Here is a 14,457-nt window from a genome sequence, read left to right on the forward strand (position 1 = left end):
AAGCCGCCCCCTGCCTTCAGTCGTCATCCGGCGCAATCATGAACGCTCCACCCTCAGACCGCCGCCGGAGCCAACCGGCGATAGCGAAAGGACGCGTTCATGAAACCTCGCAGCGTTGCCGCCCGCTTGCCCAACGCCTGCCTGCCCGGGGCCGACTGGGCGGACTGCTATGAGCTTCTCTTTCTCGGCGAACGCATGACGGCGCATGAAGCGGCACGGCGGGCGCTTGGAAGCGCACCGCGCTGGATTCGCAGCCTCCTGGCCTTGCGCAATCGCGTCGTTGCGCCGCTCAGCCTCAAGGCCGGCGCCCCGTCCGGAGATGCCAGCCTCGTCGGTGCCTTCCCGATCCTCAGCGGCAGCGATCGAGAGATGGTCCTCGGCCTCGACGACCGGCATCTGGATTTCCGGATCGTCGTGGAGGTGCGCGATGGGCCGGCCGACAGCCAGGTGATCGGCGTCACGACGCTGGTGCGCCGCAGGAACCTGTTCGGCTATTTCTATCTCGCCGCGATCACGCCCTTTCACAAGGCGATCGTTCCGGCCTTGCTCGCTCAAGTCAACGAACCGGCGCGCCGGCCGGTCAGTTGACCGGCGTGAGGGTGAAGCCCTGCTGGCGCAGGAGTTCGACAAGTCCTTCCTTGCCCGGCAAGTGCAGCGCGCCGACAGCCATGAAGACGTTGCCCTGTTTCAGGATGGGTTCAGCCCTCACCGACATGATCCGGTTGCGATCGATGATGATTCGCTGCTCGAAATCGGCGTAGCCGAGATCGCCGGGCGAGATCTTTTCGGCCACCGACCGCATCATCGGCATGATCATGCCGGTGTCGCCGGCGAGATAGAGGTCGGTCATCGTCGCCAGCACGTCGTCGATCGTCTTGCCGAGCGCGAGCGTGTCGATCAGCGCCCTTAGATGCCACTCGACGGGAAGCGAATCCATCGCGGAAAGCTGCTCGACCAGGCTTTCCAGTCCCTTCAGCGTCTTGCCCTGGCTCACTGCATCCTCGGCGAGCTTCTTGTCGAGGAACGATGCGCCCGCAGCCTTGCGGCTGAATTCGCAGGCCGGCAGGGCGACGAAGCTGGCGATCATCCAGGGCTTCATCTTGGCGACCAGCGGCAGGGGAATGCCGCGCGCCTTGAGGCCGTTTTCGAGAAGTGCTCGGTCCTTCGGCTCCAGGAAATCGTTAATCGTCCGGTTGTCGGCGAACATGGTGAGATCGGGGCGCATCATGATGGCGGCGCTCGCCTTTCTCTCGTCGATGATCTCGTCGGATTCGACGACGACGGTCCGCGATCCGGCATAGGCTTCCGCGCCGCCGGCGGGCATGGCCAGCACGCGCGGATCGGTCACATGCATGGTGCCGAGCAGGAAGGACGGCGCCAATCCTTGCCCTTCGATCCTCCAGAGCAGGCCCTTGCCGTTCGGTACGGCATCCGCCTCGCGGCGTATCGCCGCCAGACGGGCCGGATCGGACCGCTCGAGACCTGCGAGGATATTGCTGCCACCGCAGTCGTCGCCTTCCGCGGCCTCGGCCTCCGAGACGGAGAGCAAGGCTGCGAGGAGGCTTGCGGCCAACAGCACGTGCATGAGTGCGATCAGCCACGACAGGCCGTCGGCCGCCTTGGCCGCGAAATCGCGAACGGGTCTGGTCATCGTCGTCATGAGTGTGACACTAAGCCCCCTCCGTCACAGCTTCCTTAACGCGCTTGGTTAACGCGCGAGCCTGGCGATTGTAGAGCCGGATGAAAAAAAGCGTGAGCGTTTTTGGATCTTGCCCCTTTTAGGCGCGCGGATGGGCTCGATCGTAGATTTCCAGCAGCCGTGCCGAATCGACGCCGGTATAGACCTGCGTCGTCGAGAGACTGGCATGGCCGAGCAGTTCCTGGATGGTGCGGAGATCTCCGCCGCCGGCGAGCAGATGAGTCGCGAAGGAATGGCGCAGCGCATGCGGCGTCGCCGAATCGGGAAGGCCAAGGGCAGAGCGCAGCTTCTGCATCTCGCGCTGGATGATCGCCGGCTGCAGCTTGGCGCCGCGAGCGCCGCGGAAGAGCGGCTCTCCAGAGCCAACATGATAGGGGCAGAGTTTCCGGTAAGTCGCCACCGCCTCCATCGCCGCGGCGATCAGCGGGACGATCCGGGTCTTGCCGCCCTTGCCGGTGACGCGCAGCGACGCCGCCCCTGAAAAATCGTCGGGCGTCAGGTCGAGCGCTTCCGATATGCGCAATCCGCAGCCGTAAAGGAGGGTGAGCACGGCCGCGTTGCGGGCGACGATCCACGGCTCCTCGGCAAGCTGCGCATCCGCCGTCACGACCTTCAGGGCATCCCGATCGGTCAAGGGCTTCGGAAGCGACTTCGGCTGTTTCGGCGAGCGCACGGCTCCGGCGCCGGCGGCGTTGGCAAGGCCGTTTTTCTCGAGGTAGCGCAGGAACGAGCGCAGCCCCGCAAGCCCGCGCCCAAGCGTGCGCGCGCCGGCGCCGGCCTTGCGGCGCTGGGCGAGAAAGCCGCGCAGATCGGCCGGCCTGAGCGTGCGGATATCTGCGAGCCTGGGCGGCCCGGCGAGATGCCCGGTAAGAAAGGTCAGGAATTGCCGCGTGTCCCGCTCATAGGCCTCGATCGTCTTGTCGGCCAGGCGGCGTTCTTCCGCAAGGTTTGCAAGCCACCGCTGACGCTCCGCTATCACCTCGGGATGGCCTATCACTAGAAGTTCGTTCATTGTCGGTCCGACGATCGCTCTTTGACTGTTTTCCATTGCCGAGCATGCCGCCGGGCCCTTATGTTTTCGCTAACATCCTCTTGGAATTTGTCATTCTTCGATCATATTGAATTGCGATCTTCGGTCAGCAACGGCGGATGGGACCATGGCGAGACGTGATTCGGCGAGCGCGCTGGCGCATTTTGCAGAGGCAGTTGCGCTGGTCTCGCAGGGGCGGCCCGGTCATATCGTCGACACGCTGATCGCCGAGCGCGGCCAGAAGATCGTTCGCCATCCTCTGTGGCCGGTGATGCGGCCCTTTCTCCACACCTTGCTCAACTACCGCAAGGCGATCGAGTTCGCCAATTCCGTCGCCAATATGCCGGGCTTCCAGGCTTTCGAACACTTGAGCTCGCTGCTCGATCTCGACATCCGCGTCGACAAGGCGGAGCGGATTCCGGCACGAGGTGGATTTCTCCTCGTCAGCAACCACCCGACCGGCATCGCCGACGGCATTGCGGTTTTCGATCTCTTGAAGAGCCGCCGCCCCGACATGATGTTCTTCGCCAATCGCGACGCCATCCGCATCAATCCACGTTTCGTCGAGATGGTCATCCCGGTCGAATGGCGCGAGGAATACAAGAGCAAGCTCAAGGCGCGCGAGACTTTGCAGGTCACCAACCGGGCGATTGAGGAAGGTAAGGCAACCGTGCTCTTTCCGTCCGGTCGCATCGCCTACTGGGCCGATGGGCGCCTCAATGAACGCCCCTGGAAAAGCTCTGCCGTCGGCTTTGCCCGCAAGTACAACCTGCCGATCCTGCCGGTGCATATGAGCGCGCGCAATTCCGGACTGTTCTATTGGTTCGCCAAATGGTCGACGGAACTGCGCGACATGACGGTGTTCCATGAGCTCCTGAACAAGAAGGGCGACCTTTTCGATTTTCGCGTCGGCAATCTCATCCCTCCGGAGGCGCTTGATGGCGACCCGATGGAAGTGACCCGCTCCCTCGAGCGCCATACGGTCCTCGAGCTTGCGCGCGATAGCGACGCCGTTTTCGCCATTTTGGCTAAGCCGACTATGCAGTTTTCTGCCCGCGCTTCTGCCGAAGAAACGAAAATCGGGACCTGATGGTTCTGTGGCGCCGCCGATCGGCTAAGACTTGTCCATGCTTGCTGCGCTCGATGCTTGCCGAGAACTACCGTTCGCTGCGATCGATCCGCATGGATCTGACCGGGGTCAACCTCTTCATCGGCGAGAACGGCGTCGGCAAATTACCGCGCACTGCAACTCGTCCAATCGGCCGTGCGCGGCAAGCTTGCCTATGAGATCGCCGAGGAGGGCGGCATGTCCTCGGCGGCTGACGAGGAAGAATAGCTCGCCGGCTGCCCTGCTTCGCTATTTGGAAGAAATCCAAAAGTCCGGTGAAATGACAAAAGGGCCCCGCATCTTTGCGAGGCCCTGCAATACAGTGCGCGAGCTCGGTGTCGATCAGCCGATCTTCTGGCCGGTCTTGGCCCAATCGGCGAGGAACATTTCCAGGCCCTTGTCGGTCAGTGGGTGCTTGACCAGCGCCTTCAGCGTGGCCGGCGGGGCAGTGACCACGTCGGCGCCGATCAGGGCGGCTTCCTTGACGTGGTTAACGGTGCGGATCGAGGCGGCAAGGATTTCCGTCTCGTAGCCGTAGTTGTCGAAGATGTGGCGGATTTCGCGGATCAGGTCCATGCCGTCGACGGCAATGTCGTCGAGGCGGCCGATGAAGGGCGAAACGAAGGTCGCGCCGGCCTTGGCGGCGAGCAGCGCCTGGTTGGCGGAGAAGCAAAGGGTGACGTTGGTGTGGTGGCCGTCCGAGGTCAGCGCCTTGCAGGCCTTCAAGCCGTCAAGCGTCAGCGGCAGCTTGATGCAGATATTGTCGGCGATCTTCGCAAGAGCAGCCGCTTCCTTCATCATCTCGCTGTATTCGGTTGCCGTGACTTCGGCCGAAACCGGGCCTTCGACGATCGAGCAGATTTCCTTGGTGACTTCGACGATGTCGCGGCCCGACTTCAGGATCAGCGACGGGTTGGTGGTGACGCCGTCGAGCAGGCCGAGATCGTTCAGTTCCCGGATTTCCTTCACATCGGCGGTATCAACGAAAAATTTCATGGGAGTCTTCCTCTGGCACTAAGCCGTTCAGGCGCCTCTCCGCTCACGGGAAAATCCACGGCGGAAATCGCGCGCGTTGAAACTCGGGTGGAACCGTGACAAACCCTTGCTCCTGCAAAGGCGGCGGTTCGCTGTGCAGTTTTCTTTAACCGAAAGCGGTGGCAAGGTCACGGCAAAATGACGCTTGATTCAACCGATTTATTCGGCGCTCTCTTCGACCGCCGCGTGGTGCCCGTCCTGGTGCCGATGCCGGCACCGAGGCCCTACTCCTATGCGGTGCCAGAGGGCATGGCGGTCGAGCCGGGCTCGATCGTTCAGGTGCCGCTCGGGCCGCGGCTTGTCGTCGGCGTCGTCTGGGACGGCCTCGACGACGGCACAGTCGATCCGAAGAAGTTGAAGGAGATCGAGAAGGTCTTCGACTGCCCGCCGCTCACCTGCGACATGCGCGCCTTTCTCGATTGGGTGGCGTCCTATACGATCACGCCACCTGGCCTCGTCGCCCGCATGGCGCTGCGCGCGCCGACCGCCTTCGATCCCGAGCCGATGGTCGAAGCCTTGCGTCTGACCGAGCGGCGCCCTGAACGGATGACCGCCGCGCGCGAGCGCGTCCTTGCAACGGCCAGCGATGGCTTCTCCTGGACCCGCTCCGGCCTTGCCCACGCAGCCGGTGTTTCTACGGGAGTGATCGACGGACTTGCCGCACAGGGCGTGTTCGAAACGGTGTTCATGCCGCCGCCGCCGGTGGTCGCCGCACCCGATCCGGATTTCGCGGCGCCGCGCCTCGAGGGGCCGCAGAAGGAGGCCGCCGCCGACCTGCTCACGACCGTCGAAGAAAGAAAGTTTTCGGTCTCGCTGATCGATGGAGTCACCGGTTCCGGCAAGACCGAGGTCTATTTCGAGGCGGTCGCCGCGACGCTTAGGGCCGGCAAGCAGGTGCTGATCCTGCTTCCGGAGATCGCGCTCACCGCCAGTTTCCTCGAGCGTTTCCAGTATCGCTTCGGCGCCAAGCCGGCGGAGTGGCACTCCGACCTCGCGCCGCGCATGCGCGAAAAAGTGTGGCGGCAGGTGACGACCGGCCAGGTGCGCGTCGTCGCCGGCGCCCGCTCGGCGCTGTTTCTGCCCTTCGAGGAGCTCGGCCTGATCATCGTCGACGAGGAGCACGACCCTGCCTACAAGCAGGAGGACCGGGTCTTCTACAATGCCCGCGACATGGCAGTGGTGCGCGGGCGGCTCAGCGGCTTTCCGGTCGTACTCGTTTCCGCAACGCCTTCCGTCGAGAGCCGGGTGAACGGCGAGGTCGGCCGCTACAGGCCGATCCACCTGCCGACCCGTTTCGGCGATGCGGCGCTGCCGCATCTCGGCATCGTCGACATGCGCCGCCATCCACCGGAGCGCGGCGGCTTTCTCTCGCCGGTGCTCTTGAACCAGGTCGGCAAGGCGATCGGCCGCGGCGAGCAGTCACTCCTGTTCCTCAACCGCCGCGGCTACGCGCCGCTGACGCTCTGCCGCGTCTGCGGTCATCGCTTCCAGTGCCCGGACTGCTCGAGCTGGTTGGTCGAGCACCGCTTTCGCGGCCAGATCCAGTGCCATCATTGCGGTTATTCGGAACGCACCCCCGAGGCCTGCCCGGAATGCGGCACGCTCGATCACCTGGTCGCCTGCGGCCCGGGGGTCGAACGCATCGCCGAGGAGGTCGAGCGACATTTTCCCGAAGCCCGCACCATCGTCCTCTCCTCCGACCTGATGGGCGTCAAGCGGCTAAGGCTGGAACTGGAAGCAATCGCCCGCGGCGAGGCGGATATCGTCATCGGCACGCAGCTCGTCGCCAAGGGGCACAATTTCCCGATGATGACGCTGGTCGGCATCGTCGATGCCGATCTCGGCCTTGCCAATGGCGATCCTCGTGCGGCCGAGCGGACCTTTCAATTGCTGTCGCAGGTGACCGGGCGCGCGGGACGAACGGGCCTGAAGAGCCTCGGTCTGTTGCAGACCTATCAGCCGCAGCATCCGGTAATGCAGGCCATCGTGTCTGGTGATTCGGACGCCTTCTACGACCGCGAGATCCACGAGCGGGAACGGGCGGCGCTGCCGCCCTTCGGCAGGCTTGCCTCGATCATCGTCTCTGCCGACACGCGCAGCGATGCCGAGGGGCATGCACGCGCCTTGCGCAACGCCGCTCCGCGCGTCGACGGCATTTCGGTCCTCGGGCCGGCGGAAGCGCCGCTCGCACTGATCCGCGGCCGCCACCGATTCCGGCTGCTTGTCCACGGACGGCGCAACAGCGACATGCAGTCCTTCGTGAAGGCGATGATTGCGGGGGGGCCGAAAGAGCGCGGATCGATCAGCGTGCAGCTCGATGTCGATCCGCAGAGTTTTCTGTGACGGCACTTCGTTCTTTGCCATTCAGCCGATTCACATCGGACAGAACATGCGCTAGACCTCTTTGCGCGACCTGTCCGACGTCATGCGGAGGAGGGCGCAGGGGGTAACGGGCGAGGACGGCAATGGAGTTCTACATCCCGACGGAAACCGGGGAGTTCCTGGCTTTTTGCGCGGCGGGGGCGGCGATGCTGATCGGTCTCGTCATGCTCTTCGCGCCGCGTCTCGCCTTTCGCGCCGCCGGTATCGGCATTGCCGAGGGACGGCGCGGTGGGCTGGCGGAGGCGCGCTCCACCATGGGCGGCATGCATGTGGGTCTCGGCCTCGGCGCCATCCTGCTTGCCCAGCCGATGGTCTATCTCGCCGTCGGGGCCGCCTTTGCGCTCGCGGCGTTCGGCCGCATATTGTCGATGATGAGCGACAACGGCGCGACGCTTTTCAACTGGTCAGCACTCGTCGTCCAGACGGCGCTTGCGATCCTGCCGCTTGCTTATGTTTTCGGGTTCATCTGACAGGCCCACGTCAAGCCTAAATCCGGGCAACGTGAATTTACGGCAAAATTCCGTCGAAGGGGGCGGTGTTATGCCGCATTCCTGCCGTTGGCGTGTTGCGAGTCCAAACATCCTATGCTAGACGAACCGCGAATTGCGGGGGAAGTGGGTCGAAAGGCCTCGATAGCCTGCGAGTTATTGCAGCAAATTCAAGATGTTACGTAATCGGTTCGCCGCTGCTGACGCTCTTGGATGATTTTGAGAGAAGCTTGTGCCCGTGGCCGACACATCCCAGCTTATTTCCGGTGTTGCAGAAAGATATGCGTCCTCGCTCTTCGAACTCGCCCTGGAGGCTGGTTCGGTCGAGGCGGTCGGTGCCGATCTCGATCGCGTCCAGGCGCTGATTGACGGCAGCGACGACCTGAAGCGCCTGGTCGTGAGCCCGGTCTTTTCTGCCGAGGATCAGTTCAAGGCCATTTCGGCACTCGTCGAGAAGTTTGGCTTCTCCGGGCTCGTCGGCAATTTCCTCAAGGTGGTGGCGCGCAATCGCCGCCTCTTCGCGCTGCCAGGCAGCATCAGGGCGTTCCGCCTGATTGCCGCACGCCACCGTGGCGAAATCACCGCCGACGTCACGTCGGCGCATGCGCTGACAGCGGCGCAGGAAACCGAATTGAAGGCGACGCTCAAGGGCGTTACCGGCAAAGACGTGGCGGTCAACGTCACCGTCGACCCGTCTATTCTTGGAGGTCTGATCGTCAAGGTCGGGTCCCGCCAGATTGACACCTCCCTTCGCACCAAACTCTCTACCCTTAAGCTTGCACTGAAAGAGGTCGGCTGATGGATATCCGCGCCGCGGAAATTTCCGCAATTCTTAAAGATCAGATCAAAAATTTCGGCCAGGAAGCAGAAGTCTCCGAGGTCGGCCAGGTGCTCTCCGTCGGTGACGGCATCGCCCGCGTCTATGGCCTCGACAATGTTCAGGCAGGCGAGATGGTCGAATTCCCCGGTGGAATTCGCGGCATGGCGCTGAACCTCGAAGCCGACAATGTCGGTGTCGTTATCTTCGGCTCCGACCGCGATATCAAGGAAGGCGACACGGTCAAGCGGACCGGTGCCATCGTGGACGTTCCGGTCGGTCCGGAACTGCTCGGCCGCGTCGTCGACGCGCTCGGCAACCCGATCGATGGCAAGGGCCCGATCAACGCCAAGCAGCGCGCCCGCGTCGACGTCAAGGCGCCCGGCATCATTCCGCGCAAGTCGGTGCATGAGCCGATGTCGACCGGCCTCAAGGCCATCGATGCACTCATTCCGGTCGGCCGCGGCCAGCGCGAGCTCGTCATCGGCGACCGCCAGACCGGCAAGACCGCGATCATTCTCGACACGATCCTCAACCAGAAGGCCATTCACGACAACGGTCCGGAAGGTGACAAGCTCTATTGCGTCTACGTCGCCATCGGCCAGAAGCGCTCGACGGTCGCGCAGTTCGTCAAGGTGCTCGAAGAGCGCGGTGCGCTGCAGTATTCGATCATCGTCGCCGCGACCGCTTCCGATCCGGCGCCGATGCAGTACCTGGCGCCGTTCGCCGGCTGCACGATGGGCGAATATTTCCGCGACAACGGCAAGCACGCCCTGATCGGTTATGACGACCTTTCGAAGCAGGCCGTCGCCTACCGCCAGATGTCGCTGCTGCTCCGCCGTCCGCCGGGCCGCGAAGCCTATCCGGGCGACGTCTTCTACCTGCATTCGCGCCTGCTGGAGCGCGCTGCAAAGCTCAACGACGACAATGGCGCCGGCTCGCTGACGGCTCTGCCGGTCATCGAAACCCAGGGCAACGACGTGTCCGCGTTCATTCCGACCAACGTGATCTCGATCACCGACGGTCAGATCTTCCTTGAAACCGACCTGTTCTACCAGGGTATCCGTCCGGCCGTTAACGTCGGTCTGTCGGTTTCGCGCGTCGGTTCCGCCGCACAGATCAAGGCGATGAAGCAGGTCGCAGGCTCGATCAAGGGCGAACTGGCGCAGTACCGCGAAATGGCGGCCTTCGCGCAGTTCGGCTCGGACCTCGACGCCGCGACGCAGCGCCTCCTGAACCGCGGTGCCCGCCTGACCGAACTCCTGAAGCAGCCGCAGTTCTCGCCGCTGAAGACGGAAGAGCAGGTTGCGGTGATCTTCGCCGGCGTCAACGGCTACCTCGACAAGCTGCCCGTCAACCAGGTCAGCAAGTTCGAGCAGGGCCTGCTTTCCTATCTGCGTTCGGAAGGCAAGGACCTGCTGGAAGCCATCCGCAAGGAAAAGGCGATCTCGGACGACGTCAAGGGCAAGCTCAAGGCCGCAATCGACAGCTTCGCCAAGTCTTTCGCCTGAGCGGATTTCAGTTAGGACGGACAACGGATGCCTTCACTTAAGGATCTGAAGAACCGGATCGCCTCCGTCAAGGCGACGCAGAAGATCACCAAGGCGATGAAGATGGTCGCCGCGGCCAAGCTTCGGCGTGCGCAGGAGGCGGCCGAGGCCGCCCGGCCCTATTCGCAGCGCATGGCTGCCGTTCTCGCCAATATCGCCCAGGCGGTCGGCGCGGACGACAGCGTGCCACAGCTGATGACGGGCACCGGCAAGGACAACACGCACCTGTTGGTCGTCTGCACGGCTGAACGCGGCCTCTGCGGCGGCTTCAACTCGCAGATCGCCCGGTTTGCCCGCGATCACGTGCGCAAGCTGCTCGCCCAGGGCAAGACGGTCAAGATCATCTGCGTCGGCAAGAAGGGGTTCGATATCCTGCGGCGGGAATTCGCGTCGCTGATCATCGACCGCGTCGACCTGCGCGAGGTCAAGAAGATCGGCTTTGAGAACGCCGACCGGATCGGTCACAAGGTCATCGAACTTTTCGAAAAGGGCGAGTTCGACGTCTGCACCTTGTTCTATTCCGAGTTCAAGTCCGTCATTTCGCAGATTCCGACCGCCCAGCAGCTGATCCCCGCCTCGACCGACACGGTTGCTGCCGAGGCAGACGGCGCATCAGCGATCTACGAATACGAACCGGACGCTGCGGCCATCCTCACCGATCTCATTCCGCGCAACATTTCCGTCCAGATCTTCAGGGCGTTGCTCGAGAACGTCGCCGGCGAAATGGGCGCCAAGATGAGTGCCATGGACAATGCGACGCGCAATGCCGGTGAAATGATCAACAAGCTGACGCTCAACTACAACCGTCAGCGGCAGGCGCAGATCACCAAGGAACTCATTGAAATCATCTCTGGCGCGGAAGCGCTCTAAGATTACGAGAAGAGGGTAAGAATTATGGCTAAGGCAGCTACCCCGAAAGAAACCGCGGCGGTGAAGAAGCCCGCTGCACCGCGTAAGGCAGCTACCGCCAAGACAGCCGCTGTTGTGGCTACGGGTGCTGTCGGCCGCGTCACGCAGGTCATCGGCGCCGTCGTCGACGTCGCCTTCGAAGAAGGCCAGCTCCCGCAGATCCTGAACGCGCTGGAGACCGACAACAAGGGCAACCGCCTAGTTCTCGAAGTCGCGCAGCATCTCGGCGAAAACTCTGTCCGCACGATCGCCATGGACTCGACCGAAGGTCTGGTTCGCGGCCAGTCGGTCACCGACACGGGCGGCCCGATCTCGGTTCCGGTCGGCAAGGAAACGCTCGGCCGCATCATGAACGTCATCGGCGAGCCGGTTGACGAAGCCGGCCCGCTGGAAACCTCGGCCCGCCGTGCGATCCACCAGGACGCTCCCTCCTATGTCGAACAGTCGACGGAAGCGCAGATCCTCGTCACCGGCATCAAGGTCGTCGACCTGCTCGCGCCTTACGCGAAGGGCGGCAAGATCGGCCTGTTCGGCGGCGCAGGCGTCGGCAAGACCGTTCTGATCATGGAACTGATCAACAACGTCGCCAAGGCGCATGGTGGTTATTCGGTCTTCGCCGGTGTGGGTGAACGTACCCGCGAAGGCAACGACCTTTACCACGAAATGATCGAATCGGGCGTGAACAAGCACGGCGGCGGCGAAGGCTCCAAGGCCGCACTCGTCTACGGCCAGATGAACGAACCGCCGGGCGCGCGTGCTCGCGTCGCTCTGACCGGTCTGACGGTTGCCGAACAGTTCCGCGACGAAGGTCAGGACGTTCTCTTCTTCGTCGACAACATCTTCCGCTTCACCCAGGCGGGTTCGGAAGTGTCGGCTCTGCTCGGCCGCATTCCGTCGGCCGTGGGCTACCAGCCGACGCTCGCCACCGACATGGGCCAGATGCAGGAACGTATCACCACCACCACCAAGGGCTCGATCACCTCGGTTCAGGCGATCTACGTTCCGGCCGACGACTTGACCGACCCGGCGCCGGCGACCTCGTTCGCCCACCTCGACGCGACGACCGTTCTGTCGCGCTCGATCGCCGAAAAGGGCATCTACCCGGCCGTGGATCCGCTCGACTCGACGTCGCGCATGCTCGACCCGATGATCGTCGGCGAAGAGCACTACGAAGTGTCGCGCAAGGTGCAGTCGACCCTGCAGCGCTACAAGGCGCTCCAGGACATCATCGCCATCCTCGGCATGGACGAGCTTTCCGAAGAGGACAAGCTCGCCGTTGCCCGCGCCCGCAAGATCGAGCGCTTCCTGTCGCAGCCGTTCTTCGTCGCCGAAGTCTTCACCGGTTCGCCGGGCAAGCTGGTTGCTCTCGAAGACACGATCAAGGGCTTCAAGGGCCTCGTCAACGGCGAGTACGACCACCTGCCGGAAGCTGCCTTCTACATGGTCGGCTCCATCGAGGAAGCGATCGAGAAGGCCAAGAAGCTGGCTGCCGAAGCGGCCTGATAGGCATCGTGAACCGTGGCGCGGACCGATCGCGCCACGGCTTTCATTCCGCCGCGGCGCAAGCGGCTGAGAACATGCACAGCCGCCGATCCGCGGCGCGCTTACCAGAAGTGAATGGTCATGGCCGACAGTTTCAATTTCGAGCTTGTTTCCCCGGAGCGCCTGCTGCTTTCCGCCCAGGTGACCGAAGTCGTCATTCCGGCAACCGAGGGTGAGATGACCGTTATGGCCAACCACGCCCCGACCATGACGACGATCAAGCCGGGTGTGGTCACGGTCAAAACCGCCGACGGCAAGACCGAGCGTTTCGCCGTCTTCGGCGGCTTCGCCGATATCCTGCCCACCGGCTGCACGCTGCTCGCCGAATCGGCGGTCCACGTCGACGAGCTCGATCGCACCGTGCTCGAAAACCGCATCGATGAGGCGCGTGCCGAGCTTGAAGGCGCGATCGACGAAAAGAAGACCCGCATCGAACAGTTCATCGCCGAATTGACGACGCTCGGGGAGATCGTCATCCCCGCCTGAAAGGGACATCCCGATAAGGGAAACGACGGATAGACAAAAAGCCCGCCTCGCGCGGGCTTTTTTGTGCTTCAGCGCGTCCGAGCTGATTGCAACGAGCCCCTTGACGACCTTTGTGCCTATCCCGCTTTGCCGGGTCTCATCGCTCCCGGCTTGGAGTGGTTGATTCCCATGCCGCAACGAAAAAATGCCCGGGATCGACCCGGGCATTTCCATCTCGCCGGCATGCAGCCCGCTTCAGCCGGCAGCGCGTTCCGTTTCGTGCTTCTGGGCGTAGTAGTGCCCGAACCGGTTGGCGAGGAAGGTGTCGAGGGAAATGTCTTCCTGGCGGACGAAGCCCGTGGTCGGGATCTTGCCTTCGGCGAGCAGGTCGAGGACGGCACAGATGCTGCCGGCCGTGGTGAGTTGGATGCCGCTATGCATGCGTCCCGCAACAACGCCGCTATAGACCTTGTTCGCATAGGTCTCTTGGATCAGGCGGCCTTGGCGGAAGCCGGAGACGGTGACGAAAATGACGACGACGTCCTGGGTCGTGGTCGGCAGCGCGTTCTCTAGGATGTCTTTCAGGACCTCGCGGCGATGGCGCAGGCCGAGGTCGTTCAGCAGTGCCTTGAAGATCGCTGCATGGCCCGGGTAGCGGATCGTCTTGTAGTTGAGGGTGCGGACCTTGCCCTTCAGCGTCTCGCAAAGCGTGCCGAGGCCGCCGGAGGTGTTGAAGGCTTCGTAGGTGACGCCGTCGAGCGAGAATTCCTCGCGCTCCTCCATGGCGGGAACCTCGATCAGCGCACTCTCGACGATCGCCTCGCACGGCTCGATATATTCGTTGATGACGCCGTCGGTGCTCCAGGTGAGATTGTAGTTCAGAGCATTCGACGGATATTGCGGCAGGGCGCCGACGCGCATGCGCACGCTTTCAAGCGTGTCGAAATGACTGGTGAGATCGTTGGCGACGATCGAGATGAAGCCCGGTGCGAGACCGCATTGCGGGATGAAGGCGGTCTTCGCGTCGGCCGCGATCGCCCTGACCTGGCGGGTCGATTCGACGTCTTCAGTCAAGTCGAGATAGTGGACCTCCGCTTCGGCGGCAGCCTCGGCGATCGCCACCGTCAGGTGGAACGGTGCGGCGCTGAGGACGGCGAACTTGCCGGTCAGCAGGCCGACGAGGGCTTGTCTGTCGGCGATGTCGATGACGGCAGTGGAAATCGCCTCGTGGCTCTCGACCTGCTGCAATTGCTCGGCGCTGTGGTCGGCGACGCAGACGCGGTAGTCGCCGGTATGGGCCAGCATTCTGGCAATCGTCGAGCCGATCTTGCCAGCGCCGATGACAACGATGTCTCTCATAATTTTTATCCCCGGGGTATGAGCCTCTTCGTTTGCTATTGTCCGCTAAGTGGATGTTGATTCGAAGCGGCAA

13 protein-coding genes and 1 pseudogene are annotated in these 14,457 nt (G+C 63.1%); 10 read left to right on the top strand and 4 right to left on the bottom strand.

Annotated elements, in window-relative coordinates; all coding sequences use genetic code 11:
- Positions 1-99 precede the first annotated feature (99 nt).
- Positions 100-588 carry a DUF2867 domain-containing protein gene (locus CO676_RS19160; protein WP_097522250.1) on the top strand — a complete coding sequence of 163 codons (489 nt, stop codon included), beginning with the start codon at positions 100-102 and terminating at the stop codon, positions 586-588.
- Here the strand turns inward: CO676_RS19160 and CO676_RS19165 are convergent.
- Both CO676_RS19165 and CO676_RS19170 read right to left on the bottom strand, forming a co-directional pair.
- Positions 581-1,660: a TraB/GumN family protein gene (locus CO676_RS19165; RefSeq protein WP_097522251.1), complete on the bottom strand. Its 1,080-nt coding sequence runs from the start codon at positions 1,658-1,660 to the stop codon at positions 581-583. The genes CO676_RS19160 and CO676_RS19165 overlap by 8 nt on opposite strands.
- A 118-nt stretch (positions 1,661-1,778) precedes the next feature.
- Positions 1,779-2,711 (bottom strand): tyrosine recombinase XerC, encoded by a 933-nt coding sequence (locus CO676_RS19170; protein ID WP_097522252.1) that lies wholly within the window; start codon positions 2,709-2,711, stop codon positions 1,779-1,781.
- A 145-nt stretch (positions 2,712-2,856) separates the two neighbouring features.
- Between CO676_RS19170 and CO676_RS19175 the strand changes: the two genes are divergently transcribed.
- Together CO676_RS19175 and CO676_RS19180 are read left to right on the top strand one after the other, a co-directional pair.
- Positions 2,857-3,819: a GNAT family N-acetyltransferase gene (locus CO676_RS19175; RefSeq protein WP_097522253.1), complete on the top strand. Its 963-nt coding sequence runs from the start codon at positions 2,857-2,859 to the stop codon at positions 3,817-3,819.
- Positions 3,819-4,047 (top strand): annotated as a pseudogene (locus CO676_RS19180) (hypothetical protein); the annotation flags it as partial. The gene CO676_RS19175 and the pseudogene CO676_RS19180, both read left to right, overlap by 1 nt.
- A 132-nt stretch (positions 4,048-4,179) precedes the next feature.
- Here the strand turns inward: CO676_RS19180 and fsa are convergent.
- Positions 4,180-4,833, bottom strand: a complete 654-nt coding sequence (fsa, locus tag CO676_RS19185) for a fructose-6-phosphate aldolase (RefSeq protein WP_014766192.1) — start codon at positions 4,831-4,833, stop codon at positions 4,180-4,182.
- 177 nt (positions 4,834-5,010) lie between these two features.
- On the opposite strand from fsa, the gene CO676_RS19190 reads away from it, so the two are divergent.
- The 7 genes from CO676_RS19190 to CO676_RS19220 all read left to right on the top strand — a co-directional run bounded on the left by CO676_RS19190 (position 5,011) and on the right by CO676_RS19220 (position 13,046).
- Positions 5,011-7,215 (top strand): primosomal protein N', encoded by a 2,205-nt coding sequence (locus tag CO676_RS19190; RefSeq protein ID WP_097522254.1) that lies wholly within the window; start codon positions 5,011-5,013, stop codon positions 7,213-7,215.
- 122 nt (positions 7,216-7,337) lie between these two features.
- Entirely contained in the window at positions 7,338-7,724 is a 387-nt protein-coding gene (locus CO676_RS19195; RefSeq protein WP_014766190.1) for a hypothetical protein, read from the top strand.
- A gap of 250 nt (positions 7,725-7,974) precedes the next feature.
- Entirely contained in the window at positions 7,975-8,541 is a 567-nt protein-coding gene (locus CO676_RS19200; RefSeq protein WP_014766189.1) for a F0F1 ATP synthase subunit delta, read from the top strand.
- On the top strand, positions 8,541-10,070 hold the full coding sequence (gene atpA / locus CO676_RS19205; protein WP_014766188.1) for a F0F1 ATP synthase subunit alpha: 1,530 nt from the start codon (positions 8,541-8,543) through the stop codon (positions 10,068-10,070). Before CO676_RS19200 ends, atpA begins: the two co-directional genes overlap by 1 nt.
- Before the next feature lie 27 nt (positions 10,071-10,097).
- A complete protein-coding gene (locus tag CO676_RS19210; protein WP_014766187.1) occupies positions 10,098-10,979 on the top strand; it encodes a F0F1 ATP synthase subunit gamma in 882 nt (293 codons plus the stop codon).
- 24 nt (positions 10,980-11,003) lie between these two features.
- Positions 11,004-12,521 (top strand): F0F1 ATP synthase subunit beta, encoded by a 1,518-nt coding sequence (gene atpD, locus CO676_RS19215; RefSeq protein WP_014766186.1) that lies wholly within the window; start codon positions 11,004-11,006, stop codon positions 12,519-12,521.
- Positions 12,522-12,641: 120 nt separating this feature from the next.
- The gene (locus tag CO676_RS19220) at positions 12,642-13,046 is read left to right on the top strand and encodes a F0F1 ATP synthase subunit epsilon (protein ID WP_014766185.1); all 405 of its coding nucleotides are present in this window, start codon (positions 12,642-12,644) and stop codon (positions 13,044-13,046) included.
- A gap of 234 nt (positions 13,047-13,280) precedes the next feature.
- Here the strand turns inward: CO676_RS19220 and CO676_RS19225 are convergent, their stop codons facing one another.
- Positions 13,281-14,384: a saccharopine dehydrogenase family protein gene (locus CO676_RS19225; RefSeq protein WP_014766184.1), complete on the bottom strand. Its 1,104-nt coding sequence runs from the start codon at positions 14,382-14,384 to the stop codon at positions 13,281-13,283.
- Between the last annotated feature and the right edge of the window lie 73 nt (positions 14,385-14,457).

This window comes from Sinorhizobium sp. BJ1 (assembly GCF_002531555.1).
Classification (GTDB): Bacteria; Pseudomonadota; Alphaproteobacteria; order Rhizobiales; family Rhizobiaceae; genus Sinorhizobium; species Sinorhizobium fredii_B.

What these genes read in the sequence shown, in the direction of transcription:
- CO676_RS19160 (WP_097522250.1), top strand. Translation starts at nt 100, where the DNA reads ATGAAACCTCGCAGCGTTGCCGCCCGCTTGCCCAACGCCTGCCTGCCC.
- CO676_RS19195 (WP_014766190.1), top strand. Translation starts at nt 7,338, where the DNA reads ATGGAGTTCTACATCCCGACGGAAACCGGGGAGTTCCTGGCTTTTTGC.
- CO676_RS19220 (WP_014766185.1), top strand. Translation starts at nt 12,642, where the DNA reads ATGGCCGACAGTTTCAATTTCGAGCTTGTTTCCCCGGAGCGCCTGCTG.
- atpA (WP_014766188.1), top strand. Translation starts at nt 8,541, where the DNA reads ATGGATATCCGCGCCGCGGAAATTTCCGCAATTCTTAAAGATCAGATC.
- CO676_RS19190 (WP_097522254.1), top strand. Translation starts at nt 5,011, where the DNA reads ATGACGCTTGATTCAACCGATTTATTCGGCGCTCTCTTCGACCGCCGC.
- CO676_RS19170 (WP_097522252.1), bottom strand. Translation starts at nt 2,711, where the DNA reads ATGAACGAACTTCTAGTGATAGGCCATCCCGAGGTGATAGCGGAGCGT.
- CO676_RS19225 (WP_014766184.1), bottom strand. Translation starts at nt 14,384, where the DNA reads ATGAGAGACATCGTTGTCATCGGCGCTGGCAAGATCGGCTCGACGATT.
- atpD (WP_014766186.1), top strand. Translation starts at nt 11,004, where the DNA reads ATGGCTAAGGCAGCTACCCCGAAAGAAACCGCGGCGGTGAAGAAGCCC.
- CO676_RS19165 (WP_097522251.1), bottom strand. Translation starts at nt 1,660, where the DNA reads ATGACGACGATGACCAGACCCGTTCGCGATTTCGCGGCCAAGGCGGCC.
- CO676_RS19210 (WP_014766187.1), top strand. Translation starts at nt 10,098, where the DNA reads ATGCCTTCACTTAAGGATCTGAAGAACCGGATCGCCTCCGTCAAGGCG.
- fsa (WP_014766192.1), bottom strand. Translation starts at nt 4,833, where the DNA reads ATGAAATTTTTCGTTGATACCGCCGATGTGAAGGAAATCCGGGAACTG.
- CO676_RS19175 (WP_097522253.1), top strand. Translation starts at nt 2,857, where the DNA reads ATGGCGAGACGTGATTCGGCGAGCGCGCTGGCGCATTTTGCAGAGGCA.